Below are 22,972 nucleotides of genomic sequence, written 5' to 3'. Positions count from 1 at the left end.
TTCTGAGTACAAAACAAGCATACATATAAGGAAAAGAGAGAATGGCTAAGGGGCAATCTTTACAAGATCCGTTCCTGAACGCTTTGCGTCGGGAACGCGTTCCGGTTTCTATTTATTTGGTGAATGGTATTAAGCTGCAAGGGCAAATTGAGTCTTTCGATCAGTTCGTGATCCTGTTGAAGAACACGGTCAGCCAGATGGTCTACAAGCACGCAATTTCTACCGTTGTTCCGTCTCGCCCGGTGTCTCATCACAGCAATAATGCTGGCGGCGGTACAAACAACTATCACCACGGTGGTAGCGCGCAGGGTTCTTCTGCGCCGCAGCAAGACAGCGAAGACGCCGAATAAGGTAATGCTGTTTTCCCAGACCGGGGAGCCAGATTTTACTCGATGAGTTTTAGGTTGCAGGAAGGCGGCATGTAGTGAATCCCCAGGCGTTTACAGCCGTAAATGGCTGGGGTAAACGAGTAAGGCCAATACTCACGCAGCCAGAAAGACCACGAGTGACTGTGTTCCCCGCTGGTATTTTAGAAGGGGTTTACGCTTGTTTGACCGTTATGATGCCGGTGAGCAGGCGGTGCTGGTACACATCTATTTTTCGCAAGACAAAGATATGGAAGACCTTCAGGAGTTTGAATCCCTGGTCTCCTCTGCCGGTGTCGAAGCAATGCAGGTGATTACCGGTAGCCGTAAAGCACCGCACCCGAAATATTTTGTTGGTGAAGGTAAGGCTGTCGAAATTGCGGAAGCCGTAAAAGCGACCGGCGCGTCGGTCGTGCTGTTCGATCATGCCCTGAGTCCGGCCCAGGAACGTAACCTGGAGCGCCTGTGCGAATGCCGGGTTATCGACCGTACGGGGCTTATTTTAGATATTTTCGCCCAGCGAGCGCGCACCCACGAAGGGAAACTACAGGTTGAGCTGGCGCAGCTGCGTCATATGGCGACGCGCCTGGTGCGCGGCTGGACCCACCTTGAAAGACAGAAGGGCGGGATTGGTTTGCGTGGCCCGGGTGAAACCCGACTCGAAACTGACCGTCGACTGCTGCGTAACCGCATTATGCAGATCCTCGGGCGGCTGGAAAAAGTATCGAAGCAGCGCGAACAGGGACGGCGGTCACGAGCCAAAGCCGATATTCCTACCGTGTCGCTGGTGGGGTACACCAACGCCGGGAAATCAACGCTGTTTAACCAGATAACCGAAGCCCAGGTTTACGCGGCGGACCAGCTGTTCGCGACCCTGGACCCGACGCTGCGCCGCATCGACGTCACTGACGTTGGCGAAACCGTCCTGGCGGACACTGTGGGCTTTATTCGTCACCTGCCGCACGATCTGGTCGCCGCGTTTAAAGCCACGCTGCAGGAGACGCGTCAGGCGACGCTGCTGCTGCACGTGATTGACGCAGCCGACGTCCGTCTGCAGGAAAATATTGATGCCGTAAATACGGTTCTCGCCGAAATCGAGGCCGATGAGATCCCGGTGCTGCTGGTGATGAACAAAATCGACATGCTTGACGATTTTGAACCACGTATTGACCGGGATGAAGAGAATAAACCGATTCGGGTCTGGCTCTCTGCACAGACCGGAATTGGGGTACCGCTGCTTTTTCAGGCTTTGACGGAACGACTTTCCGGTGAAGTGGCTCAGCGCACTCTGCGCCTACCGCCGCAGGAAGGGCGGCTGAGAAGTCGGTTCTATCAGCTTCAGGCGATAGAAAAAGAGTGGCTGGAGGATGACGGCAGCGTGAGTCTGCAGGTGCGCATGCCGATCGTTGACTGGCGTCGCCTCTGTAAACAAGAGCCAGCGCTGGTTGATTACGTGATTTGACCTTGCAGCTTGCCTGAAGATATTAACCCCTGTGGGGATATCAAAAACAAATATGGAGCATATACATGGCGTGGAATCAGCCCGGTAATAACGGACAGGACCGCGACCCGTGGGGGAGCAGCAATAACCAAGGCGGCAACTCCGGGGGAAATGGCAATAAAGGTGGTCGCGAACAGGGGCCGCCCGATCTGGATGATATCTTCCGCAAGTTAAGTAAAAAACTTGGCGGTCTTGGTGGCGGCAAAGGGGGATCGGGAGGCGTTAGCAGGCTCTCAGGGATCTCGCGGCCCTATGGGTGGACGCATTGTCGGCATTGTTGCCGCCGCCGCGGTTATTATCTGGGCTGCCAGCGGTTTCTATACCATCAAGGAAGCGGAACGTGGCGTGGTGACTCGCTTTGGGAAATTCAGCCATCTGGTTGAGCCGGGTCTTAACTGGAAGCCAACCTTTATCGATAACGTCCAGGCCGTTAACGTTGAATCGGTACGTGAACTGGCGGCCTCCGGCGTCATGCTGACCTCTGATGAAAACGTCGTGCGCGTTGAGATGAACGTGCAGTATCGGGTAACCGACCCGGAACGCTACCTGTTTAGCGTTGCCAGCGCCGACGATAGCCTGCGTCAGGCAACCGACAGCGCCCTGCGCGGCGTGATCGGCAAGTACACCATGGACCGTATTCTGACCGAAGGCCGTACCGTGATTCGTAGCGATACCCAGCGCGAGCTGGAAGAGACGATTCGTCCGTACGACATGGGGATTACCCTGCTGGACGTCAACTTCCAGACGGCGCGTCCGCCGGAAGAGGTGAAGGCCGCGTTTGATGATGCGATTGCCGCGCGTGAGAACGAGCAGCAGTACATCCGCGAAGCCGAAGCTTACACCAACGAAGTTCAGCCGCGCGCTAACGGCGCCGCGCAGCGTATCCTCGAAGAGGCGCGTGCGTACAAGACTCAGACCGTTCTTGAAGCTCAGGGTGAAGTCGCGCGCTTTGCGAAGATTCTGCCTGAGTACAAAGCCGCGCCGGAAATTACCCGCGAGCGTCTGTATATCGAAAGCATGGAAAAAGTGCTGAGCCACACCCGCAAAGTGCTGGTTAACGATAAGGGCGGCAACCTGATGGTTCTGCCGCTGGACCAGATGCTGAAAGGCGCCGGTACGCCGGCAGCAAAGGGCAATAGCAGCGCTGCGAACGATCTGCTGCGCCTGCCGCCGGCCTCCAGCTCAAGCAGCGCCAGCACCACGTCGACCACGACGGATGGCAACATTATGGACCAACGTCGCGCCAACGCGCAGCGTAACGACTACCAGCGTCAGGGGGAATAACGATGCGTAAACCTGTAATTGCGATTATTGCCATCGTGCTGGTAGTGCTTTACATGTCTATCTTTGTGGTTAAAGAGGGCGAGCGCGGTATTACGCTGCGCTTTGGTAAGGTACTGCGCGATAGCGAAAATAAACCGCTGGTGTATGCGCCGGGCCTGCACTTCAAGATCCCGTTGATTGAGTCAGTGAAAACGCTGGATGCGCGCATTCAGACCATGGATAACCAGGCCGATCGCTTTGTAACCAAAGAGAAGAAAGACCTGATCGTCGACTCCTACATCAAGTGGCGGATCAGCGACTTCAGCCGTTACTATCTGGCAACCGGCGGCGGCGATGTTTCCCAGGCCGAGGTGCTGCTGAAGCGTAAATTCTCTGACCGTCTGCGTTCTGAGATCGGTCGTCTGGACGTGAAGGATATCGTAACCGATTCCCGCGGTCGCCTGACTCTGGAAGTCCGCGATGCCCTGAACTCCGGCTCAGCGGGTACCGAAGATGAAGTCAGCACGCCGGCCGCCGACGATGCGATCGCCAAAGCGGCGGAGCGCGTATCGGCAGAAACCAACGGTAAGGTTCCGGTGATTAACCCGAACAGTATGGCGGCGCTGGGTATTGAAGTCGTCGACGTACGCATCAAGCAGATCAACCTGCCGGCCGAAGTGTCTGAAGCGATTTATAACCGTATGCGCGCCGAGCGTGAAGCGGTTGCTCGTCGCCACCGTTCACAGGGCCAGGAAGAGGCTGAGAAGCTGCGTGCTACCGCGGACTATGAAGTGACCAGGACGCTGGCTGAAGCTGAGCGCCAGGGCCGCATCACGCGCGGTGAAGGTGATGCCGAGTCGGCGAAGCTGTTTGCCGACGCGTTTAGCCAGGATCCGGGCTTCTACGCCTTTATCCGCAGCCTGCGTGCCTATGAGAACAGCTTCCAGGGTAACCAGGATGTCATGGTTCTCAGCCCGGACAGCGATTTCTTCCGCTACATGAAGTCACCTGACTCCGCTCGTAAATAAGCGATTTAGTCAGCGAAAAGGCGCCTTGAGAAAGGCGCCTTTTTTATATTGTTGAGTTGAGAAATAACTTTTAACACAACGAGTTATACGTTTTTTCTCAAAAAAAGTGCATAATCAACGCAAAATGCCGGACAATGGGCGACACGGCTAAAAAGCATCCTGGCTCAGGCCCTGATGCTGTCCGGCGACGGTAGTTTCGTTTATCTCTAAGGGTTAATCATGAACTCAACAATCTGGCTGGCACTAGCGCTGGTTTTAGTACTTGAAGGGCTGGGTCCGCTGCTTTATCCGCGCGCCTGGCGACGGATGATCGCCACGATGAGCCAGCTGCCGGATAATTTATTACGCCGTTTTGGCGGCGGTCTTGTGGTTGCCGGAATAGTCATCTACTACATGTTGACGAAATCGCTGAGCTGATCAAAAAGTGGCCAGACCTGCCTGATATTGAGTGCAAAAAGTGCTGTAACTCTGAAAAAGCGATGGTAGAATCCATTTTTAAGCAAACGGTGATTTTGAAAAATGGGCAACAACGTCGTCGTACTGGGCACCCAATGGGGTGACGAAGGTAAAGGGAAGATCGTCGATCTCCTGACTGAACGGGCTAAATATGTTGTGCGCTACCAGGGTGGTCACAACGCAGGCCATACTCTCGTAATCAACGGTGAAAAAACCGTCCTGCATCTTATTCCATCAGGCATTCTGCGCGAAAACGTCACCAGCATCATCGGTAACGGCGTTGTGCTGTCTCCGGCTGCGCTGATGAAAGAGATGAAAGGACTGGAAGACCGTGGTATCCCTGTCCGTGAGCGTCTGCTGCTGTCCGAAGCCTGTCCGCTTATCCTCGATTATCATGTTGCGCTGGACGTTGCGCGTGAAAAAGCGCGCGGTGCGAAAGCTATCGGTACCACCGGTCGCGGCATCGGTCCTGCCTACGAAGATAAAGTCGCTCGCCGCGGCCTGCGCGTGGGTGATCTGTTTGATAAAGCCACCTTCGCCAGCAAACTGAAAGAAGTGATGGAATATCACAACTTCCAGCTGGTGAACTTCTACAAAGCGGAAGCGGTTGATTATCAGAAAGTCCTTGATGACGTTATGGCGATTGCCGACATCCTGACGGCGATGGTTGTAGACGTTTCCGATCTGCTGGATCAGGCGCGTCAGCGCGGCGACTTCGTGATGTTCGAAGGCGCGCAGGGCACGCTGCTGGATATCGACCACGGTACCTATCCGTACGTAACCTCCTCCAACACCACCGCGGGTGGCGTGGCAACCGGCTCCGGCCTGGGTCCGCGCTATGTGGATTACGTTCTGGGTATCATCAAAGCTTACTCTACCCGTGTAGGCGCAGGTCCGTTCCCGACCGAGCTGTTTGATGACATCGGCGAGTTCCTGTGCAAGCAGGGTAACGAATTCGGCGCCACTACCGGCCGCCGTCGTCGTACCGGCTGGCTGGATATCGTGGCGATTCGTCGCGCGGTGCAGATCAACTCCCTGTCCGGCTTCTGCCTGACCAAGCTGGACGTGCTGGACGGCCTGAAAGAAGTGAAAATCTGCGTAGCTTACCGTCTGCCGGACGGCCGCGAAGTGACCACCACTCCGCTGGCAGCCGACAATTGGGAAGGTATTGAGCCGATCTATGAAGTCATGCCGGGCTGGTCCGAAAGCACCTTCGGCGTGAAAGAGCGTAGCGGCCTGCCGCAGGCGGCGCTGAACTACATCGCGCGTATTGAAGAGCTGACCAGCGTACCGGTTGATATTATCTCCACCGGTCCTGACCGTACCGAGACGATGATTCTGCGCGATCCGTTCGACGCATAATTATCTTCAGGGGCGCCGGTTGGGCGCCCCTTGTTTTGCTGCCTACCCGCCCCATTTCAAATAAATTAGCGGCCTGAGCGTCGGCTGGTTTATCATCAATATAGTCACACCCTGCGGATCCACCGCTTTCCCCTTACCCTGAGGTTGCTGTGCAGTTAACGAGTTTTACTGATTACGGATTACGAGCGCTTATCTATATGGCGTCGTTACCTGATGGTCGAATGACGAGTATCTCCGAAGTGACGGAAGTCTACGGCGTGTCGCGTAATCATATGGTTAAGATAATCAATCAGCTGAGCCGCTCTGGTTACGTTATGGCAGTACGGGGGAAGAACGGGGGGATTCGCCTCGGTAAGCCGGCAAAAACGATTCGCGTTGGTGATGTGGTTCGCGATCTTGAGCCGCTATCGCTGGTCAATTGCAGCAGCGAATTCTGCCACATAACCCCGGCCTGTCGCCTGAAGCAGGCGCTTGCAGAAGCGGCGCAAAGTTTTCTCAAGGAACTGGATAACTACACGCTGGCTGATTTGGTTGAAGAGAATCAACCGCTTTATAAATTATTGCTGGTGGAGTGACGTAAACTCTCATCAGAGATGACAACGGAGGAACCGACATGTCACAAGATCCTTTCCTGGAGCGCGAAGCTGAAAAGTACGCGAACCCAATCCCTAGCCGGGAATTTATCCTCGATCATTTAGCAAAACGTGAAAAACCGGCCAGCCGGGACGAGCTGGCGATAGAACTGAATATCGAAGGCGAAGAGCAGCTGGAAGGGCTGCGCCGCCGCCTGCGCGCAATGGAGCGCGACGGGCAGCTGGTGTTTACCCGCCGTCAGTGCTACGCGCTGCCGGAGCGTCTTGACCTGCTCAAAGGCGTGGTTATCGGCCATCGCGACGGCTTTGGCTTCCTGCGCGTTGAGGGGCGCAAAGACGACCTGTACCTGTCGTCTGAGCAGATGAAAACCTGCATTCATGGCGATCAGGTGCTGGCGCAGCCGCTGGGCGCGGACCGTAAAGGCCGCCGCGAAGCGCGTATCGTGCGCGTCCTGGTGCCAAAAACCAGCCAGATCGTCGGCCGCTACTTCACCGACGCCGGCGTGGGCTTCGTGGTCCCTGACGACAGCCGTCTGAGCTTTGATATCCTGATCCCGCCGGAAGAAGTCATGGGCGCGCGGATGGGCTTTGTGGTGGTCGTTGAGCTGACCCAGCGTCCGACCCGTCGTACTAAAGCGGTGGGCAAAATTGTTGAAGTGCTGGGCGATAACATGGGCACCAGCATGGCGGTCGATATGGCGCTGCGCACCCATGAAATCCCTTATACCTGGCCACCGGCGGTGGAAAAACAGGTCTCGGTGCTGAAAGAGCAGGTGCCGGAAGAGGCGAAGATCGGCCGCGTTGATTTACGCGACCTGCCGCTGGTCACCATCGACGGCGAGGACGCCCGCGACTTTGATGATGCGGTTTACTGCGAGAAGAAACGCGGCGGCGGCTGGCGCCTGTGGGTGGCCATTGCCGACGTGAGCTACTACGTGCGCCCCGGCACGCCGCTGGACGGCGAAGCGCGCAGCCGCGGCACCTCGGTCTACTTCCCGTCGCAGGTGGTGCCGATGCTGCCGGAAGTGCTCTCCAACGGCCTGTGCTCGCTCAACCCGCAGGTCGATCGCCTGTGCATGGTTTGCGAAATGACGATTTCGTCAAAAGGCCGTCTGACCGGCTACAAATTCTATGAAGCGGTAATGAGCTCGCACGCGCGTCTGACCTACACCAAGGTATGGCATATGCTGCAGGGCGACGGTGAGCTGCGCGAGCAGTACGCGCCGCTGGTGAAACATATCGAAGAGCTGCACACCCTGTACAAGGTTCTGGATAGCGCTCGCGAAGAGCGCGGCGGCATCTCCTTTGAAAGTGAAGAAGCGAAGTTCATCTTTAACGCCGAACGCCGCATCGAGCGCATTGAGCAGACCCAGCGCAACGACGCCCATAAGCTGATCGAAGAGTGTATGATTCTGGCGAATATCTCCGCCGCCCGCTTCGTCGAGAAGGCGCTGGAGCCGGCCCTGTTCCGTATTCACGATAAGCCGACCACTGAAGCGATCACCGCTTTCCGCACGGTACTGGCGGAGCTCGGCCTGGAGCTGCCCGGCGGCAACAAGCCGGAGCCGCGCGACTACGCCGAGCTGCTGACCTCCATCGCCGATCGTCCTGACCATGAGATGCTGCAAACCATGCTGCTGCGCTCGATGAAGCAGGCGGTCTACGATCCGGAAAACCGCGGCCACTTTGGCCTGGCGCTGCAGTCCTACGCGCACTTCACCTCGCCGATCCGTCGCTACCCGGACCTGTCGCTGCACCGCGCCATTAAGTATCTGCTGGCGAAAGAGCAGGGGCACAAAGGCAATAGCACCGAAACCGGCGGCTGGCACTACAGCATGGAAGAGATGCTGCAGCTGGGGGCGCACTGTTCGATGACCGAACGTCGCGCTGACGAAGCGACCCGCGAAGTCTCTGACTGGCTGAAGTGTGACTTTATGCTGGATCAGGTGGGCAACGTCTTTAAGGGCGTGATTGCCAGCGTCACCGGCTTTGGCTTCTTCGTCCGCCTGGACGAGCTGTTTATCGACGGCCTGGTGCACGTTTCATCGCTGGATAACGACTACTATCGCTTCGACCAGGTCGGGCAGCGGCTGATCGGCGAGTCCGGCGGTCAGACCTACCGGCTGGGCGATCGCGTGGAAGTCCGCGTGGAAGCGGTCAACATGGACGAGCGCAAAATCGACTTCTCGCTAATCTCCAGCGAACGCGCCCCGCGCAACGTCGGCAAGACCGAACGTGAGAAGGCGAAAAAGTCGAACGCCGGCAAACCTTCCGGGCGTCGTCGCCAGGTCGGAAAGCAGGCCAACTTCGAGCCGGACAGCGCCTTCCGTAAAGAAAAAGGCAAGTCTCAGCCCAAAGCCGCTCAGCCTAAAGGCGAGAAAAAAGCGAAGAAGCCGTCGGCTAAAACGCAGAAAATAGCGGCGGCAACCAAAGCGAAACGCGCGGCGAAAAAGAAAACCGCTGAGTAAGCGGGCATCAATCTTACGGGCCGGGACATCCGGTCCGTAAAGCCGAAACGGCAATATTAACAAGCAACGAGTACATCAATGAGTGAAATGATTTACGGCATCCACGCGGTGCAGGCCCTGCTGGAGCGCGCTCCCGAGCGTTTTCAGGAAGTCTATATTCTGAAAGGCCGCGAGGATAAACGCCTGCTGCCGCTGATCCATGCGCTGGAAGCCCAGGGCGTGGTGATTCAGGTCGCTAACCGCCAGTTTCTCGACGATAAAAGCGAAGGCGCCGTGCATCAGGGGATTATTGCCCGCGTTAAGCCGGGGCGTCAGTATCAGGAGAACGACCTGCCTGACCTGCTCGCCTCCCTCGATCAGCCGCTGCTGCTGATTCTCGACGGCGTTACCGATCCACACAACCTTGGCGCCTGCCTGCGCAGCGCCGATGCCGCCGGCGTGCACGCGGTGATCGTGCCGCGGGACCGTTCGGCGCAGCTGAACGCGACGGCGAAAAAAGTGGCCTGCGGCGCGGCGGAAAGCGTCCCGCTGATCCGCGTGACTAACCTTGCGCGCACCATGCGTCTGCTGCAGGAAGAGAACGTCTGGATCGTCGGCACCGCCGGTGAAGCGGACCATACTCTTTTCCAGAGCAAGATGACCGGCCCGATGGCGCTGGTGATGGGCGCTGAAGGTGAAGGGATGCGCCGCCTGACCCGTGAACACTGCGATGAACTGATCAGCATTCCGATGGCCGGCAGCGTCTCCTCGCTGAACGTCTCCGTCGCGACCGGCATCTGCCTGTTTGAAGCCGTGCGCCAGCGCAGCTGATTGACGCCGGGCGCGGCTACTCGTCCAGCGAGCGCAGGTGATCGTGCTTATTGAGGGTCATCAGCGCAATAATGCTGACGACCGCCGTCGCCATGACGTAATAAGCCGGAATATCAAGATTACCGGTCTGTTTAATCAGGCCGGTAATAATCAGCCCGGCGCAGCCGGAAAACACCGCATTAGAGAGCGAATAGGCCAGCCCAAGGCCGGTATAGCGCACCCTTGTCGGGAACATTTCCGCCAGCATCGCCGGTCCCGGACCTGCCAGTATTCCCACCAGCCCGCCGGCAACGAGCACCACCGCGCCTTTTATCAGCAGCGTGCTGGACTCTGCCTGAAGAATTTTCAGCAGCGGCAGCGCCAGTATCAGCAGCAGCGCCGCGGCCAGCACCATCACGTTACGTCGACCCCATTTATCGCTGAGGATCCCGGCGGGAAGAATGGTCAACGCAAAGCCAATATTGGAGATCACCGCGATCAGCAGCGCCTGGTTAAAGCCGGTATGCAGCGACGACTGCAGGTAGGCGGGCATAATCACCAGGTAGGTATAGCCTGCTGCGGACCAGACCATCAGGCGGCCGATGCCGGTGATAATCGCTTTCAGAGTCTGGCTCAGGCCGGCGCTGGCCTGCGAATGCTGACGTTGCTGCTGCTGGCGGAGAAAGCCCGGCGTCTCCTCCATTTTTACCCGCAGCCAGAGCGCGACGATCCCCAGCGGGATGGCGAGGAAGAACGGAATTCGCCAGCCCCAGGCGTGGAGTTCTTCCGGGCTCAGCACCGCGGAGATTAGGGCGACGATCCCGGCCCCGGCCAGCAGGCCGAGGGCGACGGTGAAGGATTGCCAGGCGCCGTACAGACCGCGCCTGCCGCGCGGCGCAAACTCGGTCATCAGCGAGACGGCGCCGCCATACTCCCCGCCGGCAAACAGCCCCTGCAGAATGCGCAGCCCGGTTAAAATCAGAGGGGCCGCCACCCCGATGCTGGCATAAACCGGCACCAGGCCAATTGCCGCGGTGGCGAGCGTCATCATCACCAGGACGACGATCAGCGTCGGCTTGCGGCCGATGCGATCGCCGATACGGCCAAAAATAATGGCGCCGAGCGGGCGGAAGAAAAAGGCGATGGCGAAGGAGGCGTAGGTCAGGATCAGGCCCGTCAGCGGCGCCTCGCCGGCCAGCTGAAAGAAATTCCGCGCGATAACCGTCGCCAGAAAGCCGTAGACCGCAAACTCATACCATTCAATAAAGTTGCCGATAGATCCGGCGATCAGCGCGCGCTTGTGCGCGCCCGTAGGGCGTGTCGCGGTCTGCATAGGCCATCCTGATTTCAATAAAAAAACGGCAAGTGAATAAATTATTCCACAACTTTCTTCCAGTGAAATTTTAAATTCTTATGCCTGTGATGCGCTTCACGAAGGGGCGGATGTTTTTTTGTGACCCGGCTCGCGGGCGCTCCCGGCCCAGGCTGACCATACTGAGTACAACGCCATTGACGGAGGGAACACTATGCGCTGGCCAACTCATACCGTGTTTAATCAGCCGACGCCGCTGCTGAACAGCAACTTATTCTTGTCCGACAGCGCGCTGCGCGAAGCGGTAGCCCGAGAGGGCGCCGCCTGGGATGGCGATCTGCTGGCCAGCATCGGCCAGCAGCTGGGAACGGCAGAGTCGCTGGAGCTGGGGAGGCTGGCGAACGTTAATCCGCCGGAGCTGCTGCGCTATGACGCGACCGGCACGCGGCTTGACGATGTACGCTTTCATCCCGCCTGGCATCTGCTGATGCAGGGGCTGTGCGCTAACCGGGTGCATAATCTCGCCTGGCAAGAGGACGCGCGCGCCGGCGCTTTCGTGGCCCGGGCGGCCCGCTTTATGCTGCATGCGCAGGTGGAGGCCGGGACATTATGCCCGATAACCATGACGTTCGCCGCTACGCCTCTGCTGCAGCAGTCGCTCCCCGCTCCGTTTAGCGACTGGCTGTCGCCGCTGCTGAGCGACCGCTACGATCCGCATCTGGCGCCGGGCAATCAGAAGCGCGGGCTGCTGATCGGCATGGGGATGACGGAAAAGCAGGGGGGATCGGATGTGCTGAGCAATACCACCCGCGCAGAGAAGAGCGCAGACGGGTTTTATCGTCTGGTGGGCCACAAGTGGTTTTTCTCGGTACCGCAAAGCGATGCGCACCTGGTGCTGGCGCAGGCGCCCGGCGGGCTCTCCTGTTTCTTTGTGCCGCGCCTGCTGCCGGACGGCCAGCGCAATGCGCTGCATCTCGAAAGGCTCAAAGATAAGCTCGGCAACCGTTCTAACGCCAGCAGCGAGGTGGAGTTCTATGACGCCAGCGGCTGGCTGGTGGGCGAAGAGGGGGACGGCGTACGGCAAATTCTCAAAATGGGCGGTTTGACCCGCTTCGACTGCGCGCTGGGCAGCCATGCCCTAATGCGTCGCGCCTGGTCGGTCGCCTTCTATCACGCCTTTCAGCGTCAGGCGTTCGGTAAAAGCCTGGTCGAGCAGCCGATGATGCGCCAGGTGCTGGGTCAGATGGCGCTGCTGCTTGAGGGGCAAACCGCCTTTTTATTTCGCCTGGCGCGCGCGTGGGACAGGCGCAACGATGGGCAGGAGGCGCTGTGGGCCCGCCTGTTTACCCCGGCGGCGAAGTTCGCTATCTGCAAATCCGGGATCTCGTTTGTTGCCGAAGCGATGGAGGTGTTGGGCGGTATCGGCTACTGCGAGGAGAGCGAGCTGCCGCGCCTGTACCGGGAGATGCCGGTGAACAGTATCTGGGAAGGCTCCGGGAATATTATGTGTCTCGACGTCATGCGGGCGCTGAGCAAGCAGCCGGCGTCGCTGGAGCTGCTGGCTGCGGAGTGTGCGGAAGTCAAAGGGCAGAATCGCCATTTCGATCGCGCATGGCGTCAGCTGCAGCAGCTGTTGAGGCGGCCGGCGGAAGAGCAGGGCCGGGAGATAACCCGGCTGGTGTACCGACTCGGCGCGGGAGCGCAGATGCTGCGTTACGCCTCGCCGCCGCTGGCTCAGGCCTGGTGTCGAATGATGCTCGACCCGCGCGGCGGGATGCGGCTGGACGCGCAAACGCTGGATGACCTGCTGCTGCGCGGCACCGGACGCGGGCGCCAGGCGCCTCAGGCGTAGAGAATGGCCTGTACTCGCCAGCTATCCGGCTGCTGTTCCTCGTACATCTGGACGATGCGATACCAGGAGGCGCCCTGCTCATCGGCCTTCACGGCGATGGCACGCTCGACGTCCTGCTGGCTGCCGGCAATATTGTTGACGGAAATCAGGCCGATTTCATTCAGGCCAGTGACGCAGTCCGCGCTGGCAAACTCTGCGGACTGTGCTGCAGTATGCGCCGTTGTAGCGTTAAACAGCAGGCTGGGTAGGGTAAATGATCGTTTCATCGTCAGCTCCATTTTGCGTGGCCCGAGGGCAGTCCGTTGCTAACGTCCTGCCAGGTTGACTGGCTGAACGTTATTATGCACAGGAGAACGTGAACGGATGCAAAGCAATGTAAAGCGGGGTTAAAGACGTTGCATCGTTATTTACGGTACAAAATTGCCTGCGAATACCACTGGCCGGGAACCACGGTGTCATCAATCATTATGATGACGTAGTAATCCGCTTTAGCCGCTTCTGCTTTGACCTTCAGCGCAGCTTCAACATCCATCGGCGAACCGTACATCAGCACGCTCACCGTCGCCATTTTTTGTAGCCCGCTGGTCTGGTTACGGTGGATCTCTTGCGGATGACTGGTCGCAGGTGGCGGGGCTTCCGGCGTTCCCTGCAGGGCGCTACAGCCGCTCAGAACGATCGCCAGTAGCCACGGTGTAAACCTACGCATAACCATATCTCGTTTCCTGTTAGTCACAGTGTAGTGGTAGCCTGAATGACATTTCCGGGGAATGTTCCCGAATTGTTATTTCTGACGCGATTTTCGAATGAAAATGTTGTGAAAGCGTAACCCAGTTCTCAACATTATAAATCGCGGCTGAACCCACGCCATGGGCTATATGTTAGCCCATGGTACAGCGCTACTCTAGAGACTGGAGACGATAAATGATTGTACTGGAAGTGCGTAATCTCGCGGGCGGCGAGGTGCTTCATGCCTGTCCGCAAAATGCGTCAGACCGGCCTCTGCCGTGTATCGTTTTTTATCACGGATTCACCTCTTCGAAGCTGGTCTATAGCTATTTTGCCGTGGCGCTGGCGGAAGCGGGATTTCGGGTCATTATGCCCGATGCCCCGGAGCATGGCGCGCGCTACCGCGGTGATGAAAAAGGGCGAATGCAGCGCTTTTGGCCCATTCTGCTGGAGAACTTCACCGAGTTCAGCGCGCTGCGCGACGCGATCGCCGCGCAGGGATGGATTGCGGACGGCAGGCTGGCGGTCGCTGGCGCATCGATGGGCGGAATGACGGCGCTGGGCATCATGACCCATCATCCGGAGCTGAAAAGCGTCGCCTGCCTGATGGGATCCGGCTATTTCAGCAGCCTGGCGCAGAGCCTGTTTCCTTCACCCTCCCTGGACGCGGCGCGGCTGAGCGAGTGGGACGTCAGCCATCAGCTGGCGACGCTTGCCAACAGGCCGCTGCTGCTTTGGCACGGCGATGAAGACGACGTGGTGCCGCCGGGCGAAACCTTCCGTCTCCAGCAGGCCCTGCAGCAAAGCGTCCTGGCCGGCAACCTGACCTGCGTCTGGCAGCAGGGCGTTCGCCATCGCATTACGCCAGAGGCGCTGGAGGAAACGGTCGGGTTCTTTAAGCGTACGCTTTAAGCGCGGCGGCGGGCTGGCCCCTTCGTCTCCGTAGCGGAGGCGAAGGGGTAAAAGATCCGCGGTTAGCGATAGATTGCGGCGCTGGCGTGGATCGCGCCGTTGCTTTCAGGCTCATGGATCAGGATCGGCTGGAAGTATTTCGCCCCCTGCGCGTCGCTCAGCTGGTTAAGGGCCTTGTCGGCCTCCTGCTCGGTGGCCATATTGTGGTTGATATAGATAACGCCCAGGCTCTGTACATCGTCCATGTTACGTGCCTGGCGTCCATCTATTTTGATGGCTGCCAGCGCGTTGGCGCTCAATAAAAGCGCAGCCATTACGGCAATGAGGATGTATTTCATAATCAACGCTCCTTATAACTGTCCTGACGTTAACCCGGGTTCCCTTGGGCTATGGATGACTCTTGATATAAGTGTAATCACTCCCTGCCGGGTGCATCGCGACCATTTCTGATGAAGTTGTTCAAAAAAGTGTCGCAGCCGCCGTTGATTAATTTTAAATCACCGACTTAGCGCGGCTTTGCCGTTAGTGCGAATTATTTGCGCAATTCGCTTGTCTTCCTGGGGCGCCGAACGTAGAATGACGCGTCAATTTTTCAGCCGCCCTTTAACCACGTTCCTTGCCTCCATGGGCCGCGGCTGACCCAGACAGGAGGCTGAATAATCCGTAAGGAGCAATTCGATGCGTCATTACGAAATCGTTTTTATGGTCCATCCTGACCAGAGCGAACAGGTTCCGGGTATGATCGAACGTTACACTGGTGCAATCACTGCAGCAGAAGGTACGATCCACCGTCTGGAAGACTGGGGCCGCCGTCAGTCTGGCTTACCCGATCAACAAACTGCACAAAGCTCACTACGTTCTGCTGAACGTTGAAGCCCCGCAGGAAGCGATCGATGAGCTGGAAACAAACTTCCGCTTCAACGACGCCGTTATCCGCAGCATGGTAATGCGTACTAAGCACGCAGTTACCGAAGCATCTCCGATGGTTAAAGCGAAAGACGAGCGCCGTGAGCGTCGCGAAGATTTCGCAAACGAAACCACCGATGATTCCGAAGCTGGGGATTCTGAAGAGTAATCCTGATGACCAACCGTCTGGAGCTGTCCGGCACTATCTGCAGGACGCCAATTCGTAAGGTCAGCCCGTCAGGAATTCCACACTGCCAGTTCGTGCTTGAGCATCGTTCAGTGCAGGAGGAAGCCGGTTTTCACCGGCAGGCATGGTGCCAAATGCCCGTTATTATTAGCGGACACCAAAACCAGGCCATTACTCACAGTATAACGGTCGGTAGTGCAGTAATCGTTCGGGGGTTCATCTCTTGCCACAAGGCAAAGAACGGCCTGAGCAAAATGGTTCTGCATGCCGAGCAGATTGAATTGATAGATTCTGGAGACTAGCCAAATGGCACGTTATTTCCGTCGTCGCAAGTTCTGCCGTTTCACCGCGGAAGGCGTTGTAGAGATTGATTACAAAGACATCGCTACGCTGAAAAACTACATTACCGAAAGCGGTAAAATTGTCCCGAGCCGTATCACCGGTACTCGCGCAAAATACCAGCGTCAGCTGGCTCGCTGCATCAAGCGCGCTCGCTACCTGTCCCTGCTGCCATATACCGATCGTCATCAGTAATCGGCCGCTGTCTATTAACGACTTTAAGAGGATAAGGTAATGCAAGTTATTCTGCTTGATAAAGTAGCAAACCTGGGCAGCCTGGGCGATCAGGTTAATGTTAAAGCGGGCTACGCTCGTAACTTCCTGGTTCCACAGGGTAAAGCTGTTCCAGCTACCAAGAAAAACGTTGAATTCTTCGAAGCGCGTCGCGCTGAACTGGAAGCCAAGCTGGCTGACGTTCTGGCAGCTGCCAACGCACGTGCTGAAGCAATCAATGCACTGGGCAACGTTACCATCGCGTCTAAATCAGGCGACGAAGGTAAACTGTTCGGTTCCATCGGTACCCGCGACATCGCTGACGCTGTAACTGCAGCTGGCGTTGCCGTCGCTAAGAGCGAAGTTCGTCTGCCGAACGGCGTTCTGCGCACCACCGGTGAGCACGAAGTGGACTTCCAGGTTCACAGCGAAGTATTCGCGAAACTGGTTGTTAACGTTGTAGCTGAGTAATTTTTTACTCTGCTCGCGTCGAGACGCCGGCCTTGTGCCGGCGTTTTGCTTTTCTGCGCTCCCCACGGCGCTTTATGCGCGCCGATTATCGCACGCGGATAAAGCTGCCGTTTGCCTGACGGGTAAACAGCACCTGCTGCCCGCCGCCGATATCGATAGTCAGGCCGGTTACCACGCCATTCGCATTCTGCCGGATCTGTACCGTTTGCCCGGTTTGCAGCGTGCTGAGCGGTTTGCCCGAACCTTCGACCTGAGCCATGGCGTAGACGTCGGTTGGCGGCAGGTTATGGTCGCGGAACAGCTGGGCGAGGGTTTTGCCTGACTCGATGCGATAGGTGCGCCACTGCTGCTCGATTCCCGGCGCAGATTGCTGCTGCTGTTGCTGAGGCTGAGAGTAGGTCTGATTCTGCTGCTCGGCCGGCTGCTCATCCTGAACGGGCTCCGGGGCTACCGGCGCCATCTGGTCGGCGTCGCTTACCGTGGGCGTTGAGGTAATCGGCGGCAGCGGCATCGCCTGCGACGATGACGATTGCGGCTGGGACTGCGATTGCATGTCGAGGCTGGCGTCGCGGCTGACCTGGGCGGACGTGCTGCTGTCCTCGGAGGGGAGCAGTATGCCGATAACCACCAGCAGGGCTCCGGCGATAATGCCCCGACGGTGCATTGGCGGCAGCGGATCCATAATGCGAATGTGATCCGGGGCGTGCCAGATCTTCGCCAGGGTAGGTGTCATTTCAAAGCGCCCGGGCATGGCTTTCCTCCTGCTCCGCATATTTTTATGCTGCTCCGTAGAGTATAGATGGCTAACTTCCTGATGGACGAGACAAAGATATGTTTCGTGAGGTCAGCCTGATATTGCCTATTGTTTCTGTTTCCCTCAGATTTGTCATCATCCAGCGACAAAGTTTTACCCATCGCGCTGTGGCTGATATGCTGCCCACCGCTTTATACTCGTCGTCTTTCGGGTTGCCGGCTCGCTTCGCGTATGGCGTTATTTATGCCGCCGCAGTTCAGGAGCCCGCCGCCTTCCCGCAGGCCGAAGTTTATAGCGTATGAATTTTCCACCCAAAAAAGGAACAAAGATGGCAACCCCGACTTTTGACACTATCGAAGCGCAGGCAAGTTACGGTATCGGCTTGCAGGTTGGACAACAGCTGAGCGAATCTGGCCTGCAGGGGCTGCTGCCTGAGGCGCTGGTAGCCGGTATTGTTGATGCGCTGGAAGGCAATCAGCCGCAGGTGCCGGTTGAAGCCGTTCACCGCGCGCTGCGTGAAATTCACGAACGTGCCGATGCGGTACGCCGCGAACGTTTCCAGGAGCTGGCGGCAGATGGCCAGAAATACCTCGATGAAAACCGCGAGCGCGAAGGCGTGAACAGCACCGAATCCGGGCTGCAGTTCCGCGTCCTGACCCAGGGCGAAGGCGCTATCCCGGCGCGTACCGACCACGTTCGCGTGCACTACACCGGTAAACTGATCGACGGTACCGTTTTTGACAGCTCCGTTGCGCGCGGCGAGCCGGCGGAATTCCCGGTAACCGGCGTGATCGGCGGCTGGATTGAAGCGCTGACCCTGATGCCGGTTGGCTCAAAATGGGAGCTGACTATTCCGCACAACCTGGCCTACGGCGAGCGCGGCGCGGGCGCATCGATTCCTCCGTTCAGCACCCTGATTTTTGAAGTAGATCTGCTGGATATTATCTAAGCAGTAGTGGCTTCCTCTCCTTAATGGCGGGGAAGCAGCTTAAAAGTAGCGTAAAACGCTTAAGTTTGAATTTTGTTAGAGTTTAATCTTGCTTAAATGATTTTTTGGCGTAGCTTTGTGAGCTGTTTCGCGTGAGTGGAGTGATATAACACTCACTTTAAACATAAAATTAACATTATATCTAAATCATAGTATTCATCCTTCCGATTCTTACCTAATATCGATAAGCCCTTTTCCAGGGGTAATGACCAATGACGGGCCAGTAGAGACTCGAACAACACAGACAGGTATAACAGGAAAATATCACATGGTAGATCAGGTTAAAGTCGCCGCTGAAGAGCTGGCTCCGACGGAACAATCGCTGCGGCGAAATCTCACAAACCGGCATATTCAGACTGATTGCCATCGGCGGCGCTATCGGTACCGGGTTATTTATGGGGTCCGGTAAAACAATTAGCCTCGCCGGGCCATCCATCATTTTTGTCTATATGATCATTGGCTTCATGCTGTTTTTCGTCATGCGTGCGATGGGCGAACTGCTGCTGTCGAATCTGGAATATAAATCGTTCAGCGATTTCGCCGCCGATCTTCTGGGGCCGTGGGCCGGATACTTTACCGGCTGGACCTACTGGTTCTGCTGGGTGGTGACCGGGATGGCGGACGTTGTGGCGATTACCGCCTACGCCCAGTTCTGGTTCCCGGGCCTCTCCGACTGGGTGGCCTCGCTGGCGGTGATCCTGCTGCTGCTGAGCCTGAACCTTGCCACCGTGAAAATGTTTGGTGAAATGGAGTTCTGGTTTGCGATGGTCAAGATCGTCGCTATCGTGGCGCTGATTGTCGTCGGCCTGGTGATGGTGCTGATGCATTTCAAATCGCCGACCGGCGTGGAAGCCTCTTTTGCTCACCTGTGGAATGACGGCGGCTGGTTCCCGAAAGGGATTAGCGGATTCTTTGCCGGTTTCCAGATTGCGGTCTTCGCCTTTGTCGGGATTGAGCTGGTGGGTACCACCGCTGCGGAAACCAAAGATCCGGAGAAATCCCTGCCGCGCGCGATTAACTCGATCCCGCTGCGTATTATTATGTTCTACGTCTTCGCGCTGATCGTGATTATGTCGGTGACGCCGTGGAGCTCGGTGGTGCCGACCAAGAGCCCGTTCGTCGAACTCTTTGTGCTGGTGGGCCTGCCGGCCGCCGCCAGCCTGATTAACTTCGTGGTGCTGACCTCCGCGGCTTCTTCGGCGAACAGCGGCGTATTCTCCACCAGCCGGATGCTGTTTGGTCTGGCGCAGGATGGCCAGGCGCCGGCGATGTTCGCCAGGCTGTCGAAACGCGCGGTACCGGCGAAGGGCCTGACCTTCTCCTGCATGTGCCTGCTGGGCGGGGTGGTGATGCTGATGGTCAATCCGAGCGTGATTTCCGCGTTCACCATGATCACCACGGTTTCGGCCATTCTGTTTATGTTCGTCTGGACGATTATTCTGTGTTCGTATCTGGTCTATCGCAAAAAGCGTCCGCAGCTGCACGAGCAGTCCAAATATAAGATGCCGCTGGGCAAGCTGATGTGCTGGGTTTGTATGGCGTTCTTCGTCTTCGTTCTGGTGCTGCTGACCCTGGAAACCGATACGCGCGAAGCGCTGATGGTCACGCCGCTGTGGTTTATTCTGCTGGCGGCCGGCTGGTTCTTTGCCGGTAAGAAGCGTCTGGCGAAATAAAAAAATCTTCGGGAGAGATTTTTAACGTTGCCTGCAACGGCCCGTCATAAAAAATCTTCGGGAAAGATTTTTAACGTTGCTTGCAACGGCCCGTAGGGGGACGGGCAGGACGCCCGTCATAAAAAAAGGCCACCCGGAGTGGCCAATAAGACTGACAGTATCGAGGGCGCCCGCGGGCGCCTTTTTTTATTTATTTTCCGGCAAGGGCGCGTGGGAACAGGACATTATTTTCCAGGCTGATGTGTTCCATCAGGTCGTCGATCAGTTCATTAATGCCGTTGTACATCGCTTTCCAGGTGGTGCAGGCTTCCGGCGGCGGCGTTACGTTATGGGTGACGTGCTTGATCACTTCCAGCAGTTCACCCGCTTCGTCGTGCTCGCTTTCCATCACGCTGATAGGGCCAGCGGCCTGGGTTCCCATGCCCTGCTTAATCATCGGGAACAGGATCTGCTCCTCCTTCATCATGTGGCTGGAGAGTTCCTGATGCAGCATGGTCAGGTATTTGGTTAAGCCGTTCGGCACATTGGGCTTATCGGCATGCACGCGCTCAACCTTGGTGGCCTGCAGAATAAGCTCCGGCAGCTGCTCGCGATGGCGGTCATGATAGCGCACGATAATATGGTCGATGATCTCGGCGTAGGGCGCGACGCGCCAGTCGCGCTCCGCCGGCTCTTGCGCAAGCTTCATCAGCTCCGCCTCGATGACCGCGACGTCCAGCTCTTTGCGCGATGCCGCGCGATCCAGCGTTTGTTTCCCGCCGCAGCAGTAGTCCATGTCGTATTTACGGAACAGCGCGGAGGCGCGTGGGATCGTCAGCGCCAGCTCGCCTAAAGGTTGGTCACGGAAAGCCATAGCAATTACCTCGTCATCAAGAATATAAGTTGTATTTTAAATGCATCTTATTGGCAAGGAAATACCCCTTTCGGATACCAGGCTATTTTCTGTTCACGCTGACCTGCGCCACCAGCCGCGGCTTTTCCGGCCGGGCGCGCACGGCGGAGATAACGCCCACGACCAGCAGCAGGATACCGCTGAGCGTCAGCAGCGGCGGCAGGCTTTGGCGCAGCAGGAAGGTATACAGCAGGCCGGCAAGCGTCTCGAAGACGATAAGCGGCCCGAGTATCACCGTCGGCAGCTTCTGGCTGGCGATGTTCCAGCATAACGCTCCGACCCACGAGCAGAACACGGCGATGGCCAGCATCAGCGTCACGAAGACCAGCGGACGCGGACCAAAGGGAAGGGGGAAGCTGACCTGCTGGCCGTGTAGCCACCAGCAGGCGGCGATGTAGCCCACCAGCGAAAGCGGCAGCGTCACCAGCGCCTGGGCGGTTGCCCACATCATCGGATGCTTATCCGGATTCTCGCGCAGCCAGCGGGCGTTGCGCAGCGCATACCACGCCCAGCAGGCCACGGAGACCAGCGCCAGCGCGATCCCGGAAGCATAGCGCCAGAAGCTAAACGCCCCTGCGCCCTGGCGCAGCTCGGCGATATTGACGCACGCCAGGCCAAGCGCAATGCACGCCAGCGCCGGGAATAAGCGCCGCCACGGCAGCCTGCCGTCGCGCTGGCTGTACAGCAGGTTAGCCAACACCGGCAGCACCACCGGCAGGGTGCCGATAATCATGGTGGCGACCGGGGCGCCGGTACGCTGGATGGCGCTGGCGAGGCAAACGTAATAGATAAGGTTGCCCATCATGGTCAGCCCGCAGGCCACCCGCCAGTCCTGCGCCGAAAGCTGGCGCAGCCTTACGCGGCCAAGCCACGCCAGCGGCAGGGCGATGAGCCCCAGCGCCAGATAGCGGCCCATGGACTGCAGTACCGCCGGGTATTCCGGCACCACCTGAGGGCCGACAAAAATCAGACCCCACATCAACCCTGCCAGCAGGGCATACAGCACGCCGCTAATCATCACGCCATCCATCATCATTATTGTTGGCCAAAGTGTAGGCGAGGCCGGCGGGAGAATATTGTATGAGATTGCGCATTAGCGCCGGATGACCTGTTTTTGATAGCGCACCGGGGTGATCCCGTAGCGGCGGGTAAAGGCGCGGGTCAGATGCGACTGGTCGGTAAGACCGGCGGCGGCGGCGACTTCGGCGGCGGGCATCCCGTGCGTCAGGAAGGCTTTGGCGCGCCACAGGCGAATAGCCATCAGCATTTGGTGGGGCGTGACGTGGAAATGGGCTTTAAACTGGCGCTGAAAATGCCAGGGACTGAGGGTGGCAACCTGCGCCAGCTCATCGAGAGTGACCGCGCGCATGTAGTTGTCGTGCAGATACTCGCGCACGCGTTCGAAGCGGTGGGCGGCTTCCGTCAGCACCGGCGCGTGACGGGCAAACGGGCGAAAGGTATCGATCACGTCGAGCAGCAGGCCCTGCTGGGCCAGCGGATCGTCGGCGTGCCACAGGCCGTATATAAGATGGCAGAGCCGCTGCGAACGCAGCGGATCCTGGCGCACCACTTCGCTGAACCACCAGTGGCGCACGCCGGTCACCTCTTCCAGCAGGGCGGGATCGAGATAAACCATCCGATAGCGCCAGCCGTCGGCGGTTTCCGCTTCGCCGGTGTGCAGCTCGTCGGGATTCATGGTGACGATGGAGTTTACCGCGGCGACGTACTGGCTGCCGCGATAGCGAAAGCGCTCGGCGCCCAGCTCAATCGCGCCAATGCCGAAGGCTTCGTGGGTATGTGGTTCGAAGGCGTAGCGGGAGATATGGGCATGATACAGCTCCACGCCCGGCACCTGCGCCAGATGGCGAAAGCGCGCGCTGTCTCTCTCATCGCTGAACTGTTCCGGTACGCCCTGCATCTGC

Annotated in this window: 23 protein-coding genes and 3 pseudogenes; 18 read left to right on the top strand and 8 right to left on the bottom strand. The window is 57.9% G+C overall.

The window, feature by feature from the left end:
* Positions 1 to 41 precede the first annotated feature (41 nt).
* The 9 genes and pseudogenes from hfq to rlmB all read left to right on the top strand — a co-directional run bounded on the left by hfq (position 42) and on the right by rlmB (position 9,846).
* Entirely contained in the window at positions 42 to 350 is a 309-nt protein-coding gene (gene hfq / locus ABOC21_RS22675; protein WP_426813356.1) for an RNA chaperone Hfq, read from the top strand.
* 196 nt (positions 351 to 546) lie between these two features.
* Positions 547 to 1,827, top strand: coding sequence for a ribosome rescue GTPase HflX (gene hflX / locus ABOC21_RS22670; RefSeq protein ID WP_426813355.1), 1,281 nt, complete (start codon positions 547 to 549; stop codon positions 1,825 to 1,827).
* Positions 1,828 to 1,892: 65 nt separating this feature from the next.
* Positions 1,893 to 3,150, top strand: a pseudogene (hflK, locus tag ABOC21_RS22665) (FtsH protease activity modulator HflK).
* Between the two features lie 2 nt (positions 3,151 to 3,152).
* Positions 3,153 to 4,157, top strand: a complete 1,005-nt coding sequence (hflC, locus tag ABOC21_RS22660; protein ID WP_426813354.1) for a protease modulator HflC — start codon at positions 3,153 to 3,155, stop codon at positions 4,155 to 4,157.
* A gap of 219 nt (positions 4,158 to 4,376) precedes the next feature.
* Positions 4,377 to 4,574 (top strand): DUF2065 domain-containing protein, encoded by a 198-nt coding sequence (locus ABOC21_RS22655; protein ID WP_128879251.1) that lies wholly within the window; start codon positions 4,377 to 4,379, stop codon positions 4,572 to 4,574.
* Positions 4,575 to 4,676: 102 nt separating this feature from the next.
* Positions 4,677 to 5,975 (top strand): adenylosuccinate synthase, encoded by a 1,299-nt coding sequence (locus tag ABOC21_RS22650; protein ID WP_426813353.1) that lies wholly within the window; start codon positions 4,677 to 4,679, stop codon positions 5,973 to 5,975.
* Positions 5,976 to 6,124: 149 nt separating this feature from the next.
* Positions 6,125 to 6,550, top strand: a complete 426-nt coding sequence (nsrR, locus tag ABOC21_RS22645; protein ID WP_041143718.1) for a nitric oxide-sensing transcriptional repressor NsrR — start codon at positions 6,125 to 6,127, stop codon at positions 6,548 to 6,550.
* A gap of 38 nt (positions 6,551 to 6,588) precedes the next feature.
* Complete coding sequence (gene rnr, locus ABOC21_RS22640; RefSeq protein ID WP_426813352.1) at positions 6,589 to 9,036, top strand: ribonuclease R; 2,448 nt, start codon at positions 6,589 to 6,591, stop codon at positions 9,034 to 9,036.
* Positions 9,037 to 9,114: 78 nt separating this feature from the next.
* Positions 9,115 to 9,846 carry a 23S rRNA (guanosine(2251)-2'-O)-methyltransferase RlmB gene (rlmB, locus tag ABOC21_RS22635; RefSeq protein WP_426813351.1) on the top strand — a complete coding sequence of 244 codons (732 nt, stop codon included), beginning with the start codon at positions 9,115 to 9,117 and terminating at the stop codon, positions 9,844 to 9,846.
* A 16-nt stretch (positions 9,847 to 9,862) separates the two neighbouring features.
* Here the strand turns inward: rlmB and ABOC21_RS22630 are convergent, their stop codons facing one another.
* A complete protein-coding gene (locus ABOC21_RS22630; RefSeq protein ID WP_426813350.1) occupies positions 9,863 to 11,158 on the bottom strand; it encodes an MFS transporter in 1,296 nt (431 codons plus the stop codon).
* 193 nt (positions 11,159 to 11,351) lie between these two features.
* Here ABOC21_RS22630 and ABOC21_RS22625 point away from each other — a divergent pair, with 193 nt between their 5' ends.
* On the top strand, positions 11,352 to 12,989 hold the full coding sequence (locus tag ABOC21_RS22625) for an isovaleryl-CoA dehydrogenase (RefSeq protein ID WP_426813349.1): 1,638 nt from the start codon (positions 11,352 to 11,354) through the stop codon (positions 12,987 to 12,989).
* Here ABOC21_RS22625 and yjfN read toward each other — a convergent pair.
* Positions 12,980 to 13,255, bottom strand: coding sequence for a DUF1471 family protease activator YjfN (gene yjfN / locus ABOC21_RS22620; protein ID WP_164846733.1), 276 nt, complete (start codon positions 13,253 to 13,255; stop codon positions 12,980 to 12,982). The genes ABOC21_RS22625 and yjfN overlap by 10 nt on opposite strands.
* Before the next feature lie 137 nt (positions 13,256 to 13,392).
* A complete protein-coding gene (gene bsmA, locus ABOC21_RS22615) occupies positions 13,393 to 13,701 on the bottom strand; it encodes a biofilm peroxide resistance protein BsmA (protein ID WP_426813348.1) in 309 nt (102 codons plus the stop codon).
* A 209-nt stretch (positions 13,702 to 13,910) separates the two neighbouring features.
* Here bsmA and yjfP point away from each other — a divergent pair, with 209 nt between their 5' ends.
* The gene (yjfP, locus tag ABOC21_RS22610) at positions 13,911 to 14,627 is read left to right on the top strand and encodes an esterase (RefSeq protein WP_426813347.1); all 717 of its coding nucleotides are present in this window, start codon (positions 13,911 to 13,913) and stop codon (positions 14,625 to 14,627) included.
* A 62-nt stretch (positions 14,628 to 14,689) separates the two neighbouring features.
* Here the strand turns inward: yjfP and ABOC21_RS22605 are convergent, their stop codons facing one another.
* Complete coding sequence (locus ABOC21_RS22605; protein WP_095104384.1) at positions 14,690 to 14,965, bottom strand: DUF1471 domain-containing protein; 276 nt, start codon at positions 14,963 to 14,965, stop codon at positions 14,690 to 14,692.
* Positions 14,966 to 15,305: 340 nt separating this feature from the next.
* Here ABOC21_RS22605 and rpsF point away from each other — a divergent pair.
* The 4 genes and pseudogenes from rpsF to rplI all read left to right on the top strand — a co-directional run bounded on the left by rpsF (position 15,306) and on the right by rplI (position 16,743).
* Positions 15,306 to 15,702, top strand: a pseudogene (rpsF, locus tag ABOC21_RS22600) (30S ribosomal protein S6).
* Between the two features lie 5 nt (positions 15,703 to 15,707).
* The gene (gene priB, locus ABOC21_RS22595; protein ID WP_095104380.1) at positions 15,708 to 16,022 is read left to right on the top strand and encodes a primosomal replication protein N; all 315 of its coding nucleotides are present in this window, start codon (positions 15,708 to 15,710) and stop codon (positions 16,020 to 16,022) included.
* 4 nt (positions 16,023 to 16,026) lie between these two features.
* The gene (gene rpsR, locus ABOC21_RS22590) at positions 16,027 to 16,254 is read left to right on the top strand and encodes a 30S ribosomal protein S18 (protein ID WP_002210155.1); all 228 of its coding nucleotides are present in this window, start codon (positions 16,027 to 16,029) and stop codon (positions 16,252 to 16,254) included.
* 39 nt (positions 16,255 to 16,293) lie between these two features.
* Positions 16,294 to 16,743 (top strand): 50S ribosomal protein L9, encoded by a 450-nt coding sequence (gene rplI, locus ABOC21_RS22585; RefSeq protein WP_041143727.1) that lies wholly within the window; start codon positions 16,294 to 16,296, stop codon positions 16,741 to 16,743.
* 85 nt (positions 16,744 to 16,828) lie between these two features.
* On the opposite strand, the gene ABOC21_RS22580 is transcribed toward rplI, so the two are convergent.
* The gene (locus tag ABOC21_RS22580; protein WP_426813346.1) at positions 16,829 to 17,494 is read right to left on the bottom strand and encodes a LysM-like peptidoglycan-binding domain-containing protein; all 666 of its coding nucleotides are present in this window, start codon (positions 17,492 to 17,494) and stop codon (positions 16,829 to 16,831) included.
* An 80-nt stretch (positions 17,495 to 17,574) separates the two neighbouring features.
* On the opposite strand from ABOC21_RS22580, the gene ABOC21_RS22575 reads away from it, so the two are divergent.
* From ABOC21_RS22575 to cycA, 3 genes and pseudogenes are all read left to right on the top strand, one after another.
* Positions 17,575 to 17,799 (top strand): hypothetical protein, encoded by a 225-nt coding sequence (locus ABOC21_RS22575; RefSeq protein ID WP_426813345.1) that lies wholly within the window; start codon positions 17,575 to 17,577, stop codon positions 17,797 to 17,799.
* Between the two features lie 26 nt (positions 17,800 to 17,825).
* On the top strand, positions 17,826 to 18,446 hold the full coding sequence (fklB, locus tag ABOC21_RS22570) for an FKBP-type peptidyl-prolyl cis-trans isomerase (protein WP_426813344.1): 621 nt from the start codon (positions 17,826 to 17,828) through the stop codon (positions 18,444 to 18,446).
* Positions 18,447 to 18,753: 307 nt separating this feature from the next.
* Positions 18,754 to 20,158: pseudogene (gene cycA / locus ABOC21_RS22565) on the top strand (D-serine/D-alanine/glycine transporter).
* 190 nt (positions 20,159 to 20,348) lie between these two features.
* Here cycA and ytfE read toward each other — a convergent pair.
* The 3 genes from ytfE to ABOC21_RS22550 all read right to left on the bottom strand — a co-directional run bounded on the left by ytfE (position 20,349) and on the right by ABOC21_RS22550 (position 22,968).
* On the bottom strand, positions 20,349 to 21,011 hold the full coding sequence (ytfE, locus tag ABOC21_RS22560) for an iron-sulfur cluster repair protein YtfE (protein WP_426813343.1): 663 nt from the start codon (positions 21,009 to 21,011) through the stop codon (positions 20,349 to 20,351).
* Positions 21,012 to 21,093: 82 nt separating this feature from the next.
* On the bottom strand, positions 21,094 to 22,068 hold the full coding sequence (locus ABOC21_RS22555) for a DMT family transporter (protein WP_426815563.1): 975 nt from the start codon (positions 22,066 to 22,068) through the stop codon (positions 21,094 to 21,096).
* 75 nt (positions 22,069 to 22,143) lie between these two features.
* Positions 22,144 to 22,968: an AraC family ligand binding domain-containing protein gene (locus ABOC21_RS22550; RefSeq protein ID WP_426815562.1), complete on the bottom strand. Its 825-nt coding sequence runs from the start codon at positions 22,966 to 22,968 to the stop codon at positions 22,144 to 22,146.
* Positions 22,969 to 22,972: the final 4 nt, after the last annotated feature.

This window comes from Klebsiella sp. WOUb02 (assembly GCF_050058015.1).
In the GTDB taxonomy this organism is placed as follows: Bacteria; Pseudomonadota; Gammaproteobacteria; order Enterobacterales; family Enterobacteriaceae; genus Klebsiella.
Note: the sequence above shows the minus strand (reverse complement) of the source record. Positions and strands in the feature narration are given on the sequence as shown.

Bases quoted from the DNA above. Each gene is read 5' to 3' on its own strand.
- rlmB (WP_426813351.1), top strand. From the start codon at position 9,115: ATGAGTGAAATGATTTACGGCATCCACGCGGTGCAGGCCCTGCTGGAG.
- ABOC21_RS22650 (WP_426813353.1), top strand. From the start codon at position 4,677: ATGGGCAACAACGTCGTCGTACTGGGCACCCAATGGGGTGACGAAGGT.
- ABOC21_RS22580 (WP_426813346.1), bottom strand. From the start codon at position 17,494: ATGCCCGGGCGCTTTGAAATGACACCTACCCTGGCGAAGATCTGGCAC.
- ABOC21_RS22630 (WP_426813350.1), bottom strand. From the start codon at position 11,158: ATGCAGACCGCGACACGCCCTACGGGCGCGCACAAGCGCGCGCTGATC.
- hflC (WP_426813354.1), top strand. From the start codon at position 3,153: ATGCGTAAACCTGTAATTGCGATTATTGCCATCGTGCTGGTAGTGCTT.
- rpsR (WP_002210155.1), top strand. From the start codon at position 16,027: ATGGCACGTTATTTCCGTCGTCGCAAGTTCTGCCGTTTCACCGCGGAA.
- rnr (WP_426813352.1), top strand. From the start codon at position 6,589: ATGTCACAAGATCCTTTCCTGGAGCGCGAAGCTGAAAAGTACGCGAAC.
- ytfE (WP_426813343.1), bottom strand. From the start codon at position 21,011: ATGGCTTTCCGTGACCAACCTTTAGGCGAGCTGGCGCTGACGATCCCA.
- ABOC21_RS22655 (WP_128879251.1), top strand. From the start codon at position 4,377: ATGAACTCAACAATCTGGCTGGCACTAGCGCTGGTTTTAGTACTTGAA.
- yjfP (WP_426813347.1), top strand. From the start codon at position 13,911: ATGATTGTACTGGAAGTGCGTAATCTCGCGGGCGGCGAGGTGCTTCAT.
- ABOC21_RS22625 (WP_426813349.1), top strand. From the start codon at position 11,352: ATGCGCTGGCCAACTCATACCGTGTTTAATCAGCCGACGCCGCTGCTG.
- ABOC21_RS22605 (WP_095104384.1), bottom strand. From the start codon at position 14,965: ATGAAATACATCCTCATTGCCGTAATGGCTGCGCTTTTATTGAGCGCC.
- priB (WP_095104380.1), top strand. From the start codon at position 15,708: ATGACCAACCGTCTGGAGCTGTCCGGCACTATCTGCAGGACGCCAATT.
- ABOC21_RS22555 (WP_426815563.1), bottom strand. From the start codon at position 22,068: ATGATTAGCGGCGTGCTGTATGCCCTGCTGGCAGGGTTGATGTGGGGT.
- ABOC21_RS22575 (WP_426813345.1), top strand. From the start codon at position 17,575: ATGTTTCGTGAGGTCAGCCTGATATTGCCTATTGTTTCTGTTTCCCTC.
- hfq (WP_426813356.1), top strand. From the start codon at position 42: ATGGCTAAGGGGCAATCTTTACAAGATCCGTTCCTGAACGCTTTGCGT.
- rplI (WP_041143727.1), top strand. From the start codon at position 16,294: ATGCAAGTTATTCTGCTTGATAAAGTAGCAAACCTGGGCAGCCTGGGC.
- ABOC21_RS22550 (WP_426815562.1), bottom strand. From the start codon at position 22,968: ATGCAGGGCGTACCGGAACAGTTCAGCGATGAGAGAGACAGCGCGCGC.
- yjfN (WP_164846733.1), bottom strand. From the start codon at position 13,255: ATGAAACGATCATTTACCCTACCCAGCCTGCTGTTTAACGCTACAACG.
- fklB (WP_426813344.1), top strand. From the start codon at position 17,826: ATGGCAACCCCGACTTTTGACACTATCGAAGCGCAGGCAAGTTACGGT.
- bsmA (WP_426813348.1), bottom strand. From the start codon at position 13,701: ATGGTTATGCGTAGGTTTACACCGTGGCTACTGGCGATCGTTCTGAGC.